Genomic DNA, 18,495 nt, shown 5'->3' on the forward strand with positions numbered 1-18,495 from the left:
CCGGCAGGCGGCCCTCGAACGGTACGGGCCCAAGCGGTTCCCGGCCGACCGGGAACGCCCGATCACGGAGGTGTGCTCATGACCCCGGTCCCCGATCCCCTCCCTCCCGGCGTGCTGTCCGTCGCGCTGGTCTCGGAGCACGCAAGCCCGCTCGCCGTGCTGGGCGGGGTGGACGCCGGCGGGCAGAACGTCCATGTCGCCGCCCTGGCCGGAGCGCTCGCCGACCGCGGCCACCGCGTCACCGTCCACACCCGCCGGGACGCACCGGACCTGCCCGACCGGGTGCCCCTGCGCGCGGGCGTCGAGGTGCACCACGTGTCCGCGGGACCGCCGGAACCGGTGCCCAAGGACCGGCTGCTGCCGTACATGGAGGACTTCGGGCACCACCTGGCCCGGGTGTGGCGGGCGCGTCCCCCGGACGTGGTGCACTCGCACTACTGGATGTCGGGTCTGGCCTCGCTGCGGGCGGCCCGGACGCTGGGGTTGCCGCTGCTGCACACGTACCACGCGCTGGGCACGGTGAAGCGGCGGCACCAGGGACGCGCCGACACCAGCCCGCCGGAGCGGATCGCCTGCGAGATCGAGGTGGGCCTCGGCTGCGACCGCGTCGTCGCCACCTGCCGGGACGAGGTCGCCGAGCTGGCCCGGATGGGCGTGCCGGCGGACCGGACCGTCGTCGTGCCGTGCGGCGTCGACACCGGCCGGTTCACGCCGCTGGGCCCGGCGGCGCCGCGCGGCCCGCACCGGTACCGGCTGCTGCAGCTGGGCCGGCTGGTGCCGCGCAAGGGCGCCGCGGTGTCGATCGCCGCGCTGGCCCGGCTGCCCGGCACCGAGCTGGTGGTGGCCGGCGGGCCGCCCCGGGACCTCCTCGACGACGACCCGGAGGTGCGCCGGCTGCGGGGCGTGGCACGGGACGCCGGGGTCGCCGACCGGGTCCGCTTCATCGGCGGGGTGGGCGGTGACCGGGTGCCGCCGCTGCTGCGCTCCGCCGACGTGGTGCTGTGCCCCGCCGACTACGAGCCCTTCGGCATCGTCCCGCTGGAGGCCATGGCCTGCGGCCGTCCGGTGGTGGCCAGCGCAGTCGGCGGACAGCTCGACACGGTCACCGACCCGGGCACCGGCCGGCTGGTGCCGCCCCTCGACCCCGGGGCGCTGGCCCGGGCCGTGGCCGGGCTGCTGGCCGACCCGGCGGCCCGCGCGGCGTGCGGGGCGGCCGGCCGCCGCCGGGTCCTCGGCCGCTACGACTGGGCGCGGATCGCCGCGGCCACCGAGGCGGCGTACTGCGAGGTGCTCGACACGCAACCCGCCGCGACCGGCTGACCCGCCGGCCGCCGACCCCGCCGGCCACCGATCCCGTCGGACCTCCGACGTCCGAAGCCCGAGAGCCCGAAAGCCCGAAAGGAGGTGCGGGTCCCGCCGCCGTCCTCGCCGAGGCGGTGTGCCCGAACAAGGATGACCGAACACCTTCACCCCGCGCTCGACGCCGCACATCTGCACTGCCGGTCGCTGGAGGAGGCCCTCGGCCGCTTCCGCCGGGACGCCCTGCCCCGGATCGCCGACTGGGGCGACCGCCTCGCCACCGTCCTCACCGGCGGCGGACGGCTGCTGGCCGCCGGCAACGGCGGCAGCGCCGCCCAGGCCCAGCACCTGACCGCCGAGCTGGTCGGACGCTACCGCCGGGAGCGGCACGCCTACTCGGCGCTCGCCCTGCACGCGGAGACCTCCAGCGTCACCGCCATCGGCAACGACTACGGCTTCGACCACGTCTACGCCCGCCAGGTGCTCGCCCACGGGCGGCCCGGCGACGTCCTGATGCTGCTGTCCACCTCGGGCCGCAGCGCCAACCTGGTCGCGGCGTCGGTGACGGCCCGGCGGGCCGGGCTGCACGTGTGGGCCCTCACCGGCCCCGGCCCGAACCCGCTGGCCGAGGCCGCCCACGAGGCGCTGTGCGTGGACGCCGCCACCGGCGCGACCGTCCAGGAGACGCACCTCGTCGCCGTGCACCTGCTCTGCGAGTGCTTCGACACCGTCGTGTCCACGCCCCTCGCGCGGCGCACGGCGGCCACCCCCGGGAGGACGTCATGACCGGGCCCGCGCCCCTCGCCGTGGTGGGCGACGTGCTGCTCGACGAGGACATCGAGGGGGTCGCCACCCGGCTGGCCCCGGACGCCCCCGCCCCGGTCGTCGACGTCACCGGCGACCGGCGGCACCCCGGCGGCGCCGGGCTGGCCGCCGTGCTCGCGGCCCGCGGCGGCCGGGACGTGGTCCTGGTGACCGCGCTCGGCGACGACCCGGCCAGCGAGACCGTGCGCCGGGGGCTGAGCGGCCGGGTCCGGCTGCTGGAGCTCCCGCTGCACGGCACCCTGCCGGTGAAGACCCGGGTGCTGGCGGGCGGGCGGCCCGTGGTGCGCATCGACCGGGGCGGCGGTGCGCCCGGTGAACCGGACGAGGCGGTGCGGGAGGTGCTGGCGAGCGCACGGGCCGTCCTCGTCGCGGACTACGGACGGCACACCGCCGGGGCCGTGCGCGCGCACCTGCGGGCCGTGGCCCGGCACACCCCCCTGGTGTGGGACCCGCACCCCAAGGGCGATCCGCCCGTGCCGGGGGCGCGCCTCGTCACCCCCAACGCGGCGGAGGCGCTGGCCCTGTGCCCCGGGGCCGGGGGGTCGTCGCTGGGCGCGTACGCCGAGCGGGGGGCCGAGCTGGCGGCGCGCTGGCGGGCCGCGGGCGTCGCCGTCACGCTCGGCGACCGCGGGGTGCTGCTGACCCGGCCCGGCGGGGGGACGCCGATGCTGATCCCGGCCCCCTTCCGGGCGGAGGGGGACCCGTGCGGCGCGGGCGACTGCTTCGCCGCGACGACGGTCGCGGCGCTCGCCGACGGCCTGCTTCCCGAGGAGGCGCTGCAACGGGCGGTCGCCGAGGCCGCCGCCTTCGTCTCGGCCGGCGGGGCGGGGAACCCGGAGCTGTGGCGGCCGCGAGCCGCCCCCGGTCCCGCGCAGGATCCGGCGGCCGACGCGTTCGAGCTGGCGGAGGCCGTCCGGGCCCGCGGCGGCACCGTGGTCGCCACCGGCGGCTGTTTCGACCTGGTGCACGCGGGCCACGTCGGCCTGCTGGAGAGCGCCCGGCGGATCGGCGACTGCCTGGTCGTGTGCCTCAACTCCGACGCCTCCGTCGCCCGCCGCAAGGGCCCGGGCCGCCCGCTCAACCCGGCGGTGGACCGGGCCAGGGTGCTGGCCGCGCTGGGCAGTGTGGACGCGGTCGTGGTCTTCGAGGAGGACACGCCCGAGGCGGTGCTGGCGCGACTGCGTCCCGACGTGTGGGTCAAGGGCGGGGACTACTCCGCGCAGGACCTGCCGGAGGCGGCGCTGCTGCGCACCTGGGGCGGCCAGGCGGTCGTCCTGCCCTACCTCGACGGACGCTCCACGACCCTCCTGGCCCGCAGGGCGGCGAAGGCCGCGACGGTGGCCCTGCGGGCCTCCGGCTCATGACCGGGCCGACGACCGCCCGCCCGGTGGCGGCCGGCCTCCCGAGGAGGCCTCCGGCCCGCGGCCGGACGGGAAGGGGGCCGGGGGGAGAGCCGGAGAGGCACGCGCCGGTCCCCGGGCTCCGGGAGACCGTCCGGGTCCTCGCCCCGTGAGCCGGGGCGGGGACCTCCGCGCGCCGGGTGGGACCGCTCGGGTCAGGCGGCCGTCTCCAGTGCGGCCCGGCCGGCCGTGTCGCCCTCCTCCGTCCGCAGCCTCACCGGCACGGTGGTCCGCCGGCCCCGCAGCAGGTGGCCCGCTCCGATCGCCCCGGCGATGATCAGTCCGCCGCCGATCAGGGCGCCGCGCGGCCCGGCCAGCTCCATGAGCAGGCCGAGGGCGGGCGGGCCGCCCAGGCTCCACACCGTGCCGACGCTCCCCCAGACACCCAGGACGCGTCCGCGCAGATGGGCGGGCGGGTCGGTCTGCAGGACGGCCGTTCCGGCGGTGTCGGAGACGGACTCGACGACGGCCATGGGCAGGACGAGCACCAGCAGCACGACCAGCGACGGCGACAACCCCGCCACCACCTGCAGCAGCCCGCCCGCCGCCGCGAGGGCGCCGACGAGCCGCACGGACGGCCTGCGCAGCCGCGCGCCGAGCACCGCGCCGACGATTCCGCCGACGGCGAGGACGGTGGACACGGTGCCGAACGCCCCGGCGCCGCCCGCGAGCGGCCCGGTGACCAGGACGGCGAGCGTGAGCCCGTAGTTGCGGCCGAAGACCGCGCTGATCCCGGTGACCCCGGCGAGGGCGAGCAGGCGGGGCCGGCGCGCGAAGAAGGCCAGCCCCTCCCGCACGGTCATGCCCTGCCGCGCACGCCCGCTCTCCTGGGCGACGCGCCGGGCCGCGCCCGGCGCCGGGCGCAGGAACGGGATGACCGCGGTCACGAAGAGGAAGGAGAACCCGTTGGCGAAGTACGCGGCGGAGGTGCCGAGGAGCCCGACCGTCACCCCGGCGAGCGCGGCGCCCGCGAGCCGGCCCGCGTTGAACACCAGCGCGCCCACTCCGATGGCGGAGGGCACGTCCTCGGCCGGGACGAGGTCGTTGCCCAGCAGGGCGCAGGCCGGGTTGTCGACGGTGGCGACGACGCCGGTGACGGCGGCCAGCACCATCAGGGACGTCATGTCGAGCCGGTCCAGCGCCACCAGGAGGGCCGTGGTGAACGCGAGGGCGGCGAGCAGTGCCTGGCTGACGGCGGCCGTCAGCTTCCGCGGCCACCGGTCGACCGCCGCGCCGCCCAGGACGCTCATGAGCAGGGCCGGCGCGGCCTGGACGGACATGGACAGGCCCGTCGCGGCGGCGGACCCGGTGATCTGCAGGACCAGCAGGTTCTGGACCGTGAGCTGCATCCAGGTGCCCGCGTTGGACACGAAGTTCGCGACGGACCACCAGCGCATGCTGCGGTGCCTCAGGGACCGCCAGGGCGAGCGCGACGCGGCCTCGGCGGCCGGTGCCGCGGGCGCCGGAGCAGGGGTGGACGGGGCAGGGGTGGGCGAGGAAGACACAGTGCGCTACTCGGAGACGAGTCGGAGGACTCTGCGGGAGGGTGCGGGGAGCGGAACGCCGGCTGCGCTGCGCGGCGGCTCCCGTCACCGGGACAGGGCGCGGACCATCGTGGCAGAAGGGACCGCCGAGTCGGTTCCGGACGCCCGGGCGCTCCTGTGGCGCGCACGCCCAAAGGTGGCTTCCTGCCGGGCACTTGGGGAGGCGAGTGGGGTTGATCACAGCAGCCGGACGCGGGGGCGCGGGCACGCACGGCGGAGGGGCCCGTCACCTGGGTGACGGGCCCCTCCGCCGGTGTCCCGGTATTCCTCTGTTCCCCTTCGCGTACCGGGCGCGTACCGTCGCGCGTCAGACGGACTTGCCGCGTCCGCTCAGCGCGTCACGGATCCGGTCGACCATGCCGGCTCCCGGTGCCAGCAGCTTGTTCGCCGGGGGCTTGTCCGGAGCGGCGGGGTGCGGCCGGGTCGGGGCCGTCTTCTTCGCCTGCCGGACCTTCTCGCCGAGCTGGTCGAGCGCGTCCGGGGGGCAGGAGGCGCGCAGCCTCGGGAACAGGTTCTGCTCCTCGTCCTCGACGTGCTCGCGGATCTCGCTCATCAGCATGCCGATGAGCCGGTCGAACTCGGCGTCGCCCGCGTCGCAGCCCTCCAGGTCCTTCATGATCTGCTCGGCCGTGGCGTGGTCCTCGAGTTCCTTGTCGGCCAGGGCGTCACCGTTCTCCACGTGCTCGCGCACGGCCGGGTAGAGGTACGCCTCCTCGGCGACCGAGTGCCGGATCAGTTCGATGGTGGCCTGGTCGGCGTAGAGCTTGCGGTCCTTGTGGCCGGGCGGGAGTTGTTCGATCTTCCCGAAGAGCTCCTCGACCTCCCGATGGTCGGTCACCAGCTCGTCGATGACGTTTCCGCCGTGTCCCATGTCCTTCACCTCCGGTTCGCGGTGGCGCCCGGCCGGGCCCACCCGGCCCCACGGGTCCCCCGCCTTCCGGAGGCCTAACGCGGTCGGGCGCGTCAGTGGGGCAGCGCGGCCCGGATCCGGCCGGCCGCCGCGGCGGGGCGGGCCCCGGCCCGGAAGGAGCGCTGGGCGAGGTGGGCTTCGCGGCGCAGACCGCGGGCGGCGTGCCGGCTCCGCCACAGCAGCGAGGGGGCGCCGCCGGTGTCGCCGGCGGCGATCAGCAGCCCGCCGAGCATCGCCAGGTTCTTGAGGAAGTGGATGCGCTGCTGGACCCGCTGTTCCGGGTCCTCCTCCTCCCAGAAGCGGTGCCCCGCGAGCGTCGTGGGCACGAGCGTGACGGCGAGCGCGAGCGCGGCGGAGCGGGGCATGCGTCCGGTGGCCAGCAGCAGCCCGGCCGCGACCTGGACGGCGCCGTTCAGGCGCACGGACTGCTCGGTGCTGTCCGGCAGCAGCGGGACGCGGTCGGCCACGGGCCGTACGACGGGCTCGGCGGCCGGGGCGACGTGCTGGGGGTGGCGGACGGATTCCAGCCCGCCCGCGACGAACATCGAGGCCAGCATCGGGCGGCCGACGACGCGCAACAGACTCATGACCTTCTCCTGGGGGGTGTCGGTGGTGGAGGGCGCCGGGTTCCCCTGCGGACGGGGACCATGCGGCGGGCCCCGCCCGGCGACGCGGCGGCCCGTGGTCCGGTGGCCCGTGCGAGCGGCGGGGCGGGCCCGTGCGGGCGGGTCCGCCCCGCCCTGCGCGGACTGCTCCGGCCGGCTCCGGACCACCACCGCGGACGGGCCGGCGCCCGCCACGAAGGCGGTGGCGGGCGCCTCACCAGAACCGGGTCGTGAGCGCGGGCCGGTGGACCGCCTGGACGGCGTCGCGCAGGCACAGGGCGACGGAGATGGTGGCGCGCAGGGCCGAGGGACGGACGGTCTGGGCGGTCTCGGTGGCCAGGACCAGCAGGCAGGCCGCCGCCTGTTCCACCACGGAGACCGGGAAGGTGTAGTCGTTGTCGGCGGCCGCGCGGAACGCCTTCAGCGGGATGCCCGCTCCGTCGACGGTGCGCCGGGCGGCCTGCTCCAGGTGCGGTACGGCCTGCTCGCACACGGAGGCGGGCAGGGTGAGGGTGCGCTGGAACGATGAACTCGTCATGCCGGAGTGCTCCCCCGGACCGGTCCCGTTCGATCGGCGGGCGGCGGGTTTTCACCGTCCCGCGTGACCGGACGGCGGCGGGTGTCGGGCGCGCGGGGCCCGTACCCTGTGGCCGTGTCCGTCCCGCCCGCGCGTGTGTGTGAGGAGTCCCGCCCATGACCTTCCGTGCCGGTTCGGCCGCCCGGGACGGCGACGGGCCGGGGGCCGTCGCGACGCGGTTCACCGGGCGGGCGGTCACCGGTGAGCGCGCGCTGTCCGGCTCGCTCACCGAGGTCGCCCTCGACGACGGCCGGGTGGTGATCGTCAAGCGTGCCGACGGCGCGGACGCGGCACGGGCCGAGGCGGCGGGGCTGCGCTGGCTGGCCGGGACGGGGACGGTGCGGGTGCCGGCCGTGCACGGTCACGACGCGCACCGGTTGGTCGTCGACCGGGTGGTCCGGGGGCGGCCCGAGCGGCAGGCGGCGGTCCGGTTCGGCCGCGCGCTGGCCCGGATGCACGCCGCCGGCGCGCCCGCGTTCGGGGCGCCGCCGCCGGGCGGACCGGTGGAGGCGTTCATCGGGCTCGCCCCGATGCGCAACGTCACCGGCGACGACTGGCCCCGCTGGTACGCCGAGCACCGGGTGCTGCCGTATCTGCGCACGGCGGTGGACCGGGGCGTCGTCCGTCCCGGGGAGGCGGGTGTCGTCGAGCGGGCCTGCGCGCGGCTGCCGGAGCTCGCCGGGCCCGCCGAGCCGCCCGCGCGGCTGCACGGCGACCTGTGGAACGGCAATGTGCTCTGGGGCGCCGACGGACACGTCCGGCTGATCGACCCGGCGGCGCACGGCGGGCACCGGGAGACCGACCTCGCGATGCTCCGGTTGTTCGGCTGCCCCCACCTGGACGCGGTGCTGGCCGGTTACCGGGAGACGGCGCCGCTCGCCGACGGGTGGGAGACACGCGTCGGCGTGCACCAGCTGTTCCCGCTGCTGGTGCACGCCGTGCTGTTCGGACGCGGCTACGCCGAGCAGGCGCTCGCCGCGGCGCGGTCGGCCCTGGCCGGGTGAGCGCTCAGCGGGTCACCACGTGCCGTTCGTCGGGCACGCAGTGGGTCATGGTGAGGCCCTCCACGTTGCGGGGCGGGTTGTCGCCGAGGTTGGCCAGCCGCTTGCGGTCCTCGTCCGTGAGGTCCTGGCTCGCCAGCGGCTCCAGGTGGGCGACGTCCTCCGGCATGATCCCGAGGCCCTCGCCGACCCGGCGGCCGAGGTCGTTCTCCACCAGCAGGAAGTGCCACACCATGCGTTCCTGCACCGGCCGGTCGCACTGGGAGAGCTGGTCGATGAAGTTCTTCACCAGGTCGTCGCGCTCCCAGTCCTCCATGAGCAGGTAGCGCTGGCCGGCCTGCAGGTAGTCGTTGGTGCGGGGGATGCGCTTGCGGGTGAGCCGGCCCCGGATCTCCGGGCCCTGGTCGTCGTGGGTCGGGTACTGGGCCTCCCGCAGGCCGCCGGTGATCGACGGCTCGTAGTTCACGTGCGGGTTCTCGCCGGCGCCGTCCTGGTGGTACGTCATCTGGCCGTCGCGCTGGTTGGTGCGCACCTCGGCGTTCTTGGCCTGGTTGACCGGCAGTTGGAGGTAGTTCGGACCGACGCGGTGGCGCTGGGTGTCGCTGTAGGAGAAGGTCCGGCCGACGAGCATCTTGTCGTCGGAGAAGTCCAGGCCGTCGACGAGGACGCCGGTGCCGAAGGAGATCTGCTCGTTCTCGGCGAAGAAGTTGTCCGGCATCCGGTTCAGCACCATCCGGCCCACCGGCTTCGGCGGGAAGTCCTGCTCGGGCCAGGTCTTGGTGTCGTCCAGCGGGTCGAAGTCCAGCTCCGGGTGGTCGTGGTCGTCCATCATCTGGACGAGCAGCTCCCACTCCGGGTACTCGCCGCGCTCCACCGCCTCGTACAGGTCCTTGGTGGCGTGGCCGAGCGATTCGGCCTGGACGTTCGCCGCGTCCTCGGCGGTCATGCTGCGCACGCCCTGCTTGGGCATCCAGTGGTACTTGACCAGCTTGGTGTCGCCCTCGGCGTTGACCCACTTGTAGGTGTTCACGCCGAAGCCCTGCATGTGACGGTAGTCCGCCGGGATGCCGCGCGGGCTGAACAGGTTGACCAGCATGTGCATGCACTCGGGCGTCTGCGACATGAAGTCGAAGATGCGGCGCGGCTGCTGCTCGAAGGTGACCGGGTCGGGCTTGAGGGCGTGGATGACGTCCGGGAACTTGATCGCGTCCCGGATGAAGAAGACGCCCAGGTTGTTGCCGACGAGGTCCCAGTTGCCGTCCTCGGTGTAGAACTTCACCGCGAAGCCGCGCGGGTCGCGGGCGGTCTCGGCGGAGTCCCGGCCGCCGATGACGGTGGAGAAGCGGACGGCCAGGTCGGTGCGCTTGCCCTGCTCCTGGAAGAGCTTGGCCCGGGTGTAGCGGGAGATGGGCTCGTCGCCCCACTTCCCGTACGCCTCGAAGTAGCCGTAGGCGGTGACGCCGCGGGCGTGCACCACGCGCTCGGGGATGCGTTCCCGGTCGAAGTGGCTGATCTTCTCCAGGAACTGGTAGTTCTCCAGCGTGGCCGGGCCGCGGGCGCCGACCGTCCGCTGGTTCTGGTTGTCGTAGACCGGATGGCCCTGCCGGTTGGTGAGTACCTTGCGGTCGTCGCCGGGAGCAGGGCCCTGGCTCGAAACGTCCGTCATGTCATGGGCTCCTTCGGCTGCTCATGGCCGGTCGGCGGGCGAACCGGGACATGATGGTTCCGCCCGCCGGCCGGTGGTGGCGGACGGCCCGGGTACCCGGCGCCGCGGCGTCACTCACACCACGGCGGTTTCTTTTCGAACGAGCCGGGCCGGGCGGCGCACGGGTCGTCGCGCACGTTCCGTCGCTGGTGTGCGTACGAGGGCCATGCTGCCGTGGATCTCCTCGGGCGGCGACTCGGGGCACGCGACCGCTCACGCAGGGTGACCGATCGGAACGGCGCGGCCCCCGTCAGGACGGGGGCCGGGACGTGCGGCGGGGCCGGGGCGGCGAAGGGCCCGGCCACCGTAGCGTCCACGGCGTCCGGGCCCGGGAAACCGCGCGCTCAGCCGCCGTCGAGGCGTGCGCGCAGAAGTCCCTTGCCCAGTTCGGCGCCCTTGCGGCTGTCCGCCTGGGCCTTGCGGAAGAGGTCGGCGACCTCGGTGTCCTTGGCACGCTCGGCGTCCTGGATGTAGCTCTCCAGGCGCAGCGCGTTGCTCAGGCACGCTTCCACGTACCAGATCAGGTTGTAGTCCTTGTCCTGCGTACCGGTCACGCCGCCGGTCTCCGTCTCACTGGCCATGAGGGCCTCCTGTCCGCGGTTTCGTCACGGGCCCGCCCGCACCGGTCCGCGAGGTCCGGGCGGCGGGCCTCCACAGCGCCGGTCGGGTACCCGTCCGCACCGGAGGTACACGGCGTCGACGAGCGGCCGTCACCGGGACGGCGGGGCGCGCACCGGCGCACCGGGCGGCGGCCGGTGACGGCGCGGGCCACCGGGAGGAAGGACCCACCGCCCCCGTCCGGGTCCCGCGGCGGCCGCGCGGCCGAGACACCGCGGGGGCGCCGACCGGTCCCCCGCTCCGGTCGTGCCCCCGCGTCGCCTCGAAACCTATGCGGACCGGGTCCGGCGTGTGTATCGCGCCCATGCCCACTGCGGCGGCCCGAGGACTCATCCGTGCACAACCGCGTCCGAAAGGCCCGGCTTCGTCCCGTGCGGGACGCGCGGACCGAAGGCGGGCACCGGCGGTTCAGCCGGGTGGGACCGTCCGGGGCGCGCCCGTGAGCACCGGCTGTTCCAGGCCGCCCACCGCCAGATGGGCCAGGACGACCTCGTACAGGTCGGTTCCGGACGCCAGGAGTTGGCGTTCGAGGACCGGCTCGGCGCTGCGCACGTGTTCGCGGACGGTCTGGGCGTGGACGCCCAGGGCCTGCGCGGCCCGCTCGGCGTTGCCTCCGGCCGCGATCCAGGTGCGCAGGGTGCGGCGCAGGTTCCGGGTGTCCCGGTCCAGCCGGCCCAGCAGGTCCTGCGCCCAGGCGCGCACGGCGGGGGCGGCCAGCAGGTCGGCGAGGTGCGGGGTGGCCGCACCGGGGTCCGTACCCGCCTGCCCGTCCAGGAGGTTGATCTGGGTGTGGAGGGCCAGGTGCACGACGGCACGGGCGGTCAGGTCGTCGAAGTCGGCGCCGAGCATGGTCTCCACGCGTTCCATGCGGGCGCGCACGGTGTTGCGGCTGACGCCGAGCACCTTGGCCGCGCTGACGGCGGTGAACTCCAGGCCGAGCCGGGTGGTGGCGAGGAGTTCGGCGCGGGTGTGGTGCGGCAGCGCGTCGAGCGGGCGCAGCAGCTGGGCCGTCCAACTGCGCAGCGCCCCCGGGTCGATCAGCCGCTCGGGGTGGGTGCGTTCGGCGTACACCGCCGTCTTGTCCGTCCGGAAGCGCGCCACCGCCAGCGCGCTGACGGCCTGTCCGTACGCGGTGGCGGTCCGGGCGAGGCTCTGCCGGGCGCTGCCGCCGAGGAAGGTGTCCGGATGCCGTCCGACCAGCGACCGCAGCTCACCGGCGGTGGCCTCGCGGGGGCTGACGACGATCACGTGTCCGTCCATGGCCGGGCACCGCACGACCAGGGCCTCCTCCTGCGTGGCGTTCAGGCACTCCTCCGCGAGCCGGTCGCGCCGGCCCGGGTCGGACTCGACGACGTAGACGCACGCCGTGTCGGCGTCGAGCAGGCCCGGCCAGAGTCCCGCGGCGACCCGGCGGGCCGCGACGGTGTCCTCGACCATCAGCAACTGCAGGATCGCCAGCCGCAGATCGGCGGTGGCCCGCCGGAGCCGGTGCCCGGCCGCGGTGGACTCGCGCGCGGTCAGCAGGAGTTCGATCACCTGGGCGGTGTGCGTGACGACGTCGGAGGCGCTCCGGTCGAAGGGGGCGTCGCGGGAGACGGCCAGGACACAGGTCCGCGAGGGGTGCCCGACCTTCACCAGGCGCAGGTGGCGCCCTTCCCCCTCCCAGGCCGCGGAGGCGATCCGGCCGAAGGTGATGTCGGCGACCGGGGCCTCGCCCAGCGGCAGCCGGGTGCCCGCGACGAGCGTGCCGGCGGCGTCCTGGAGGGACACCGCCGCCCGCACGGTGCCGGCCAGCCAGTCGACGACCCTGCGGACGTCCCGTCCGGCCGGCCGCAGGTGTTCGAGCAGTTCCTGCGCCCATGTCGAACGCTCGCCGGCCGACGCCTGAGTCCACCGGTCGCCGTCGTCGTCCGTCACCTCGGCCTTCCCCTCGTTCGTCCGCCGTCCCGGCCCAGGTCAGGGACGTTACCCCACCCGCGCCCGGGACCCGGCCCGGGCGGGCGTCCGCCCCGGGGCGACGGGACACGGCCCGGCGTGTGCGGTCCGGAGCCCGCGGCCCGCCCCTCCCGGACGGCATAAGCTCGGTGAATGGCGAAGTACTTCGACGTGCACCCCGACAACCCCCAGCCGCGCACCATCGCCCAGGTCGCCGACGGCATCCGCTCCGACGCCCTGATCGCGTACCCCACGGATTCGTGCTACGCGCTCGGCTGCCGTCTGGGCAGCCGCGACGGCATCGACCGGATCCGCACGATCCGCAAGCTGGACGACCGGCACCACTTCACCCTCGTGTGCCAGAACTTCGCGCAGCTCGGTCAGTTCGTACGGATCGACAACGACGTGTTCCGCGCGGTCAAGGCGTCGACGCCGGGCAGCTACACGTTCATCCTGCCGGCGACGAAGGAGGTGCCGCGCATGCTGCAGCACCCGAAGAAGAAGACGGTCGGCGTGCGCATCCCCGACCACGTCGTCACCCAGGCCCTGCTCGCGGAGCTCGGTGAGCCCCTGCTGTCCAGCACCCTGCTGCTGCCCGGCGAGGACGAGCCGATGACCCAGGGCTGGGAGATCAAGGACCGGCTCGACCACGTGGTGGACGTGGTGCTCGACTCCGGCGACTGCGGCACCGAGCCGACGACGGTGATCGACTTCTCGGGCGGCGAGGCGGAGATCGTGCGGCGCGGCGCCGGCGACGTCTCGCGGTTCGAGTAGCCGGCGGGCCGGCCCCGGGGACCGCGACGGCCGCGGCCCGTCCCCGTGCCGGGTGCGGCTCCGCTTCCGGCGCGGCGGCGGCTCACGGGGACGGCCGTCACCAGCGTCCCGGCGCGGTGCCGACGAGCGGCGTCGAGGGGCGGCTGTCGACTCCGACCGGCACGTCGCCGGCGAGCATCACCCGGTGCATGATCCGCGGGTGGTCGAGGTGGGCGGTGTCGCCCGGGGCCAGGTGGATGGTGGCCCGGTTGTCCCAGAACGCCACGCTGCCCGGCTCCCAGCGGAACCGCACGGTGTACTCGGGCCGGGTCGCCTGCTCCAGCAGCATCTGCAGGACGGCCGCGCTCTCCGGCCGGGACAGGCCGGTGATCTGCTCGACGTAGTAGCCGTTGACGTACAGCACCCGCTCGCCGGTCTCCGGGTGGACGCGCACCAGCGGGTGCTCGGAGGCGGTCTGACGGTCCAGCAGGTGGCGCACATAGGCGTCGTCGCCCGGCCGGGACTGGTAGCCCACCCCCAGGCGGTGCTCGGCGCGCAGTCGGTCGGCGAACTCCCGTACCGGGGCGGACAGTCCGGCGTAGGCCGCGGCCAGGTTCGACCAGGTGGTGTCGCCGCCGTAGGGCGGGACGGTCTCGGCGCGCAGGATCGTCGCGGCGGGCGGGTCGACGCGGGCGCCGTGGTCGCAGTGCCAGCCGCGCAGGAGGGTGTGGCGCCGGCGCCGCAGCCATTCGTCGTGCTCCATGCCGAACCGTCCGCCGAGCTCCAGCCGGTCGGCGGTCGTCTCGATCTCGGGGAAGTCCGGCGGGGAGGCCTTCCCGCGCCGGGGCAGCACGACCGGCTCACCGAACCGGCGCGCCAGCGCGACGTGCCCGGCGTGGTCGAGGCGCTGCCCGCGGAAGAACACCACCTTCCAGCGCAGCACCGCCGCCCTGATCGCGGCGACCACGGCCTCGTCGAGGTCGCCGGCGAGGTCGACGCCGGTGACCTCGGCGCCGATGTGCCCGGCGACCGGACGTACCTCCACCGCCGCGGCCCGCTCCGCGTCCGCCGCGCGGCCCCTGTCCGTCGTCATGCGTGTCCGCTCCGTCCGCTCCGCCGTCGTCCGCACGGCCCTCGTACGGACCGGCTCCCGGGACGATCGTGGCAGCGATACGGGCGCCTGGCGACAGGGCGTCGCCGGCCGGGGGCCGGTCCGTCCGCCCGCCCGTCCGGTTGATCGCCGCCCACCGCGTCCCCGAGGCTGGACACACGACACTGTCAACGGGAAGGCCCAGCCGTGATCAGCATCCCGACCCACACCCTCAACGACGGTACGACGCTCCCCGCGCTGGGCCTGGGCACCTGGCCGATGGACGACGCCGAGGCGGAGCGCGCGGTGGCCTCGGCCCTGGAGACGGGCTACCGCCTCGTCGACACGGCGGCCAACTACCGCAACGAGACCGGCGTCGGCCGTGCCGTGGCCCGCGCCGGCGTCCCGCGCGAGGAGGTCGTCGTGACGACGAAGCTCCCGGGCCGGCACCACGGTTACGAGGAGACCCTCGCCTCCTTCGAGGAGTCCCGCGCCCGGCTCGGCCTGGAGTACGTCGACCTCTACCTGATCCACTGGCCGCTCCCCCGGGTCGACCGGTACGTCGACTCCTGGAAGGCCATGATCAAGCTGCGCGACGACGGGCTGGTCCGGTCGATCGGCGTCTCCAACTTCACGCCCGCCCACATCGAGCGGCTGGAGGAGGAGACCGGGGTGCTGCCCTCGGTCAACCAGGTCGAGCTGCATCCCTTCTTCCCCCAGGAGGAACTGCGGGCCTACCACGCCGGCAAGGGCGTGCTCACCGAGAGCTGGAGCCCGCTCGGCCGGGGCTCGCGGCTCCTGGACGACCTGGCCGTCGCCGCCGTCGCACAGGCCCACGGGGTCACCCCGGCCCAGGCGGTGCTGCGCTGGCACGTCCAGCTCGGCGCGCTCCCCGTCCCCAAGTCGTCGGACCCCGAGCGGCAGCGCGCGAACCTCGACGTCTTCGGGTTCGAGCTGGACGCCGCCCAGATGCGGACCCTCACCGACCGCGCCCACCGGCGGATCGGCGGGGACCCGGAGGCGCACGAGGAGTTCTGACCCGCCCCCGGGCCCGGCGGCTCACCCGTCCGGCAGGGGCTGCTCCGCCCAGATCGTCTTGCCGCCGCCCGTCTGGCGGCTGCCCCAGCGCCGGGTGAGCTGGGCCACCAGCAGCAGGCCGCGGCCGCCCTCGTCGTAGGCGTGGGCCCGGCGCAGGTGCGGTGAGGTGGGGTTGGCGTCGGTGACCTCGCAGATCAGGGTGCGGTCGCGGATCAGCCGCAGCTGGACGGGGGGCGTGCCGTACCGGATGGCGTTGGTGACCAGTTCGCTGACGACCAGTTCGGTGACGAAGGCGATCTCGTCCAGTCCCCACGCCGCCAGCCGCTCGGTGGCCCACTGCCGGACGCGGGCCACCTCCTCGGGGTCCGAGGGCACCTCCCTCGTGGCGACCTGTTCCGCGCCGAGCGCCCGGGTGCGGGCCAGCAGCAGGGCCACGTCGTCGCCGGGCTCCTCCGGCAGGACGGCCTTCAACACGCTGTCGCACAGCGAGTCCAGCGAGTCGGCGGGCACCGTCAGGGCACGGCACAGCTCGTCGGCGGCCTGGTCGAGGTCGCGGTCGGGGCCCTCGATGAGGCCGTCGGTGTAGAGGGCGACGACGGAGCCCTCGGGCAGCTGGAGCTCCGTGGCCTCGAACGGCAGCCCGCCGATGCCGAGCGGGGGCCCCGCGCTCAGCGGGACGGGCCGGCACGTGCCGTCGGGCAGCAGGAGGGCGGGCGCGGGGTGCCCGGCGGCGGCCGCGGTCAGACGGCGCGAGACGGGGTCGTAGACGGCGTACAGGCAGGTGGCGCCGAGTTCGCCGATGTCGTCGCGGTCGCCGGAGGCGAGGTGGACGACGAGGTCGTCGAGGTGGATGAGGAGTTCGTCCGGCGGCAGGTCGACGTCGGCGAGGGTGCGCACGGCCGTGAACAGCCGGCCCATGGCCGCCGTGGAGGTGATGCCGTGGCCGACGACGTCGCCCACCACCAGGGCGACCCGGCTGCCGGCCAGCGGGATGACGTCGAACCAGTCGCCGCCGATGCCCGCCGCGGACGCGGAGGGCAGATAGCGGTGGGCGACCTCGACGGCCGCCTGGCCGGGCAGTCCCTTCGGCAGCAGGCTGTGCTGGAGCGTCAGCGCGGTGGTGCGCTCGCGGGCGAAGCGGTGGGCGTTGTCGACGCAGACGGCGGCGCGGCCGGCGAGTTCCTCGGCGAGAACGGCGTCGTCGGCGGAGTACGCGTCGGGATGAGCGGTGCGGACGGCGAGCGCGACGCCGAACGTCGTGCCGCGGGCGCGCAGCGGCACGGCCAGCAGCGAGGGGACACCGGCCGGGACCGGCCGGTCGTCCGCCGGGACCGGCCGGCCGCACTCGCCCGCCCACCGGTCGAAGTCCGGATCGCCCGCGCGTACCAGCACCGTCCTGCCCTCCCGCAGTGCCCGTGCGGGAGGGGAGGAGGGCGACCGGACGTCCGTCCGGCCGAGGGGCACGGCCGCCTCGGGGACGCCCCCGGTGGACGAGCGGTGCGCCACACGGCGCAGCAGGGCGCCGTCGGCCGGAAAGGCCGACGGGTCGTCGGTGTCGAGGACCCAGTCGAGCAGGTCGACGGCGGCGAAGTCGGCGAACCCGGGTGCCATGAGTGCCACGAGTTCCTCGGCCGTGCGGACCACGTCCAGGCTGGTGCCGAGGCGGGCGGCGGCCTCGTTCAGCAGCGCCAGCCGTTCGCGGGCCCGGCGCTGCTCGTTGCTGTCGAAGGCCGCCAGGGCGGTGCCGACCACCTCGCCGGAGGGGTCGCGGACGGGCCACATCTCGACGTTCCAGGCGTGCAGCCGGCTCCCGGAGGGGGCCCGGGTGAAGCTCTCGAGGTGCAGCGGCTCGCCCGTCCGGGCGACCCGGCGGAGATGGCGGTCGAAGCTGCGGCCGGGGTCGTTCTCCTCGACGGTGTCCAGATAGGCCCGGCCGAGCAGGTCCGCCTCGGTGCTGCCCGCCATCCGGCAGGCGATGTCGTTGATCCCCAGGTAGCGCTGCTCGGTGTCGAAGACGGACATCGCCAGGGACGCCTGCCGGAACACCTGCCCGGCCAGGGAGGTGTCCGTCGCACCGGGCCGCTCGACGGTGATCACGTGTCCGTCCGGCGCGCCCCGCGCGTCCAGCAGGGGGTGGACCGTCAGCCGGAGCGGCACGGGGTGGCCGTCGCGGTGGCGCAGCACGACGAGGCCCGACGGCAGGGGCGGGGCGGCGGACGGCACGTCCTCGGCGAGCAGTTCCCGCACGGCCCGCCCCACGGCCTCCTCGGCCGGGTGCCCGGTCAGCCGCCGGGCGCCCTCGCTCCACCCCGTCACGATGCCGCGGGCATCGACGACCACCGCGGCCGAGGCGTCTTCCATTCGTCCAGGATCGGCCCATCGTCACGCCCTCTCAACCGCGGCCGTGCGCCCCGGGCGGTATGCGGCCGGAGGGCCGGCGGCGCCGGGCCGTCGGCGGGTTCTCGGGGCGGGCGAGGGGCAGGGCGCGCGGCAGCGGGTCGGCGGTGGGCACGGCCGGGGAGCCGGACGCCCGGTGGGCGCGGTGGCGGGCAGTCCGACCGGGTGGAGTTCGAGGCGGCCGTGGGCCCGGTGGGCGTGCGCGGTCCCGGCGAGGGCGCCGGGGCGGACGCGCGGTGGGGTGCCGGTGTCAGGAGGGCCGGGCGGGCTCCGTCTCCTCGTCGGCGGAGTGGGCGAGGAAGTCGTCGACCATGCGGTGGAAGAGGGTGGCGAGCCGCCGCAGGTCCTCGGGCGACCAGTCGGCCAGCGCCACCTGCATGGCCCGGGCCCCGGCCTCGCGGATCCGGGCTATGGCCTCCCGGCCGGTCCCGGTGAGTTCGATGCGCTGGGCGCGGCGGTCGTCGGGGTCCGGGACACGGGTGACATGACCGGTCCTCTGCAGCTGCTGCACCGTACGGGTGACGTGCGAGGCCTCCACTCCCAGCCGGGCGGCCAGCTCCCCCGGCCGCATCGGCTCGACGTCGGCCATCTGCCGCAGCAGCGCGACGGCGGCGCGGTCCAGCGGCACACCCGCCAGGGCCATCAGCCGCTCGTGCTGCCGGGCGCGCGAGCCCAGATAAGTGATGCGGCTGAGCGCGCGCTCGATCTCGGCCACTTCCGCGGAGGCGGGCGGGTCGGGGAGCGGGGGTGTGGACATGCGCCCCACTTTACCATCTCATTGCCTAACTCAATCAATCG

At 75.5% G+C, this 18,495-nt stretch carries 16 protein-coding genes; 6 read left to right on the top strand and 10 right to left on the bottom strand.

Annotation, left to right across the window (positions count from 1 at the left end; all coding sequences use genetic code 11):
* Nucleotides 1-78: 78 nt before the first annotated feature.
* The 3 genes from CP969_RS05245 (at nt 79) to rfaE2 (ending at nt 3,488) form a co-directional block, all read left to right on the top strand.
* Entirely contained in the window at nt 79-1,320 is a 1,242-nt protein-coding gene (locus CP969_RS05245; protein ID WP_026085405.1) for a glycosyltransferase, read from the top strand.
* 132 nt (nt 1,321-1,452) lie between these two features.
* Nucleotides 1,453-2,085, top strand: a complete 633-nt coding sequence (locus tag CP969_RS05250; protein ID WP_016827584.1) for a D-sedoheptulose-7-phosphate isomerase — start codon at nt 1,453-1,455, stop codon at nt 2,083-2,085.
* Complete coding sequence (gene rfaE2, locus CP969_RS05255) at nt 2,082-3,488, top strand: D-glycero-beta-D-manno-heptose 1-phosphate adenylyltransferase (RefSeq protein WP_109539431.1); 1,407 nt, start codon at nt 2,082-2,084, stop codon at nt 3,486-3,488. The genes CP969_RS05250 and rfaE2 overlap by 4 nt, the downstream gene beginning before the upstream one ends.
* Before the next feature lie 191 nt (nt 3,489-3,679).
* On the opposite strand, the gene CP969_RS05260 is transcribed toward rfaE2, so the two are convergent.
* The 4 genes from CP969_RS05260 to CP969_RS05275 form a co-directional block, all read right to left on the bottom strand.
* The gene (locus tag CP969_RS05260; RefSeq protein ID WP_016827582.1) at nt 3,680-4,921 is read right to left on the bottom strand and encodes an MFS transporter; all 1,242 of its coding nucleotides are present in this window, start codon (nt 4,919-4,921) and stop codon (nt 3,680-3,682) included.
* Nucleotides 4,922-5,375: 454 nt separating this feature from the next.
* Nucleotides 5,376-5,939 (bottom strand): hemerythrin domain-containing protein, encoded by a 564-nt coding sequence (locus CP969_RS05265; RefSeq protein WP_026085404.1) that lies wholly within the window; start codon nt 5,937-5,939, stop codon nt 5,376-5,378.
* A gap of 92 nt (nt 5,940-6,031) precedes the next feature.
* Nucleotides 6,032-6,565 (bottom strand): DoxX family protein, encoded by a 534-nt coding sequence (locus CP969_RS05270; RefSeq protein ID WP_026085403.1) that lies wholly within the window; start codon nt 6,563-6,565, stop codon nt 6,032-6,034.
* 232 nt (nt 6,566-6,797) lie between these two features.
* Nucleotides 6,798-7,121: a hypothetical protein gene (locus tag CP969_RS05275; protein ID WP_004992045.1), complete on the bottom strand. Its 324-nt coding sequence runs from the start codon at nt 7,119-7,121 to the stop codon at nt 6,798-6,800.
* 155 nt (nt 7,122-7,276) lie between these two features.
* Here CP969_RS05275 and CP969_RS05280 point away from each other — a divergent pair, with 155 nt between their 5' ends.
* On the top strand, nt 7,277-8,164 hold the full coding sequence (locus CP969_RS05280) for a fructosamine kinase family protein (protein ID WP_016827579.1): 888 nt from the start codon (nt 7,277-7,279) through the stop codon (nt 8,162-8,164).
* A 4-nt stretch (nt 8,165-8,168) separates the two neighbouring features.
* On the opposite strand, the gene CP969_RS05285 is transcribed toward CP969_RS05280, so the two are convergent.
* From CP969_RS05285 to CP969_RS05295, 3 genes are all read right to left on the bottom strand, one after another.
* A complete protein-coding gene (locus CP969_RS05285; protein ID WP_016827578.1) occupies nt 8,169-9,827 on the bottom strand; it encodes a catalase in 1,659 nt (552 codons plus the stop codon).
* A gap of 383 nt (nt 9,828-10,210) precedes the next feature.
* Nucleotides 10,211-10,447: a hypothetical protein gene (locus CP969_RS05290; protein WP_004992038.1), complete on the bottom strand. Its 237-nt coding sequence runs from the start codon at nt 10,445-10,447 to the stop codon at nt 10,211-10,213.
* Between the two features lie 445 nt (nt 10,448-10,892).
* Nucleotides 10,893-12,401: a helix-turn-helix domain-containing protein gene (locus CP969_RS05295; protein ID WP_016827577.1), complete on the bottom strand. Its 1,509-nt coding sequence runs from the start codon at nt 12,399-12,401 to the stop codon at nt 10,893-10,895.
* 171 nt (nt 12,402-12,572) lie between these two features.
* Between CP969_RS05295 and CP969_RS05300 the strand changes: the two genes are divergently transcribed.
* On the top strand, nt 12,573-13,193 hold the full coding sequence (locus CP969_RS05300) for an L-threonylcarbamoyladenylate synthase (RefSeq protein WP_016827576.1): 621 nt from the start codon (nt 12,573-12,575) through the stop codon (nt 13,191-13,193).
* Between the two features lie 97 nt (nt 13,194-13,290).
* Here CP969_RS05300 and CP969_RS05305 read toward each other — a convergent pair whose 3' ends face one another.
* Entirely contained in the window at nt 13,291-14,265 is a 975-nt protein-coding gene (locus CP969_RS05305; protein ID WP_016827575.1) for a TauD/TfdA dioxygenase family protein, read from the bottom strand.
* Between the two features lie 204 nt (nt 14,266-14,469).
* Here CP969_RS05305 and CP969_RS05310 point away from each other — a divergent pair, with 204 nt between their 5' ends.
* Nucleotides 14,470-15,300 carry an aldo/keto reductase gene (locus CP969_RS05310; RefSeq protein WP_004992027.1) on the top strand — a complete coding sequence of 277 codons (831 nt, stop codon included), beginning with the start codon at nt 14,470-14,472 and terminating at the stop codon, nt 15,298-15,300.
* 21 nt (nt 15,301-15,321) lie between these two features.
* Here the strand turns inward: CP969_RS05310 and CP969_RS05315 are convergent, their stop codons facing one another.
* Nucleotides 15,322-17,661 (bottom strand): SpoIIE family protein phosphatase, encoded by a 2,340-nt coding sequence (locus tag CP969_RS05315; RefSeq protein WP_016827574.1) that lies wholly within the window; start codon nt 17,659-17,661, stop codon nt 15,322-15,324.
* A 286-nt stretch (nt 17,662-17,947) separates the two neighbouring features.
* Nucleotides 17,948-18,454: a MarR family winged helix-turn-helix transcriptional regulator gene (locus CP969_RS05320; protein ID WP_016827573.1), complete on the bottom strand. Its 507-nt coding sequence runs from the start codon at nt 18,452-18,454 to the stop codon at nt 17,948-17,950.
* Nucleotides 18,455-18,495: the final 41 nt, after the last annotated feature.

It is taken from the genome of Streptomyces viridosporus T7A, from assembly GCF_008704515.1.
GTDB lineage: Bacteria > Actinomycetota > Actinomycetes > Streptomycetales > Streptomycetaceae > Streptomyces > Streptomyces viridosporus.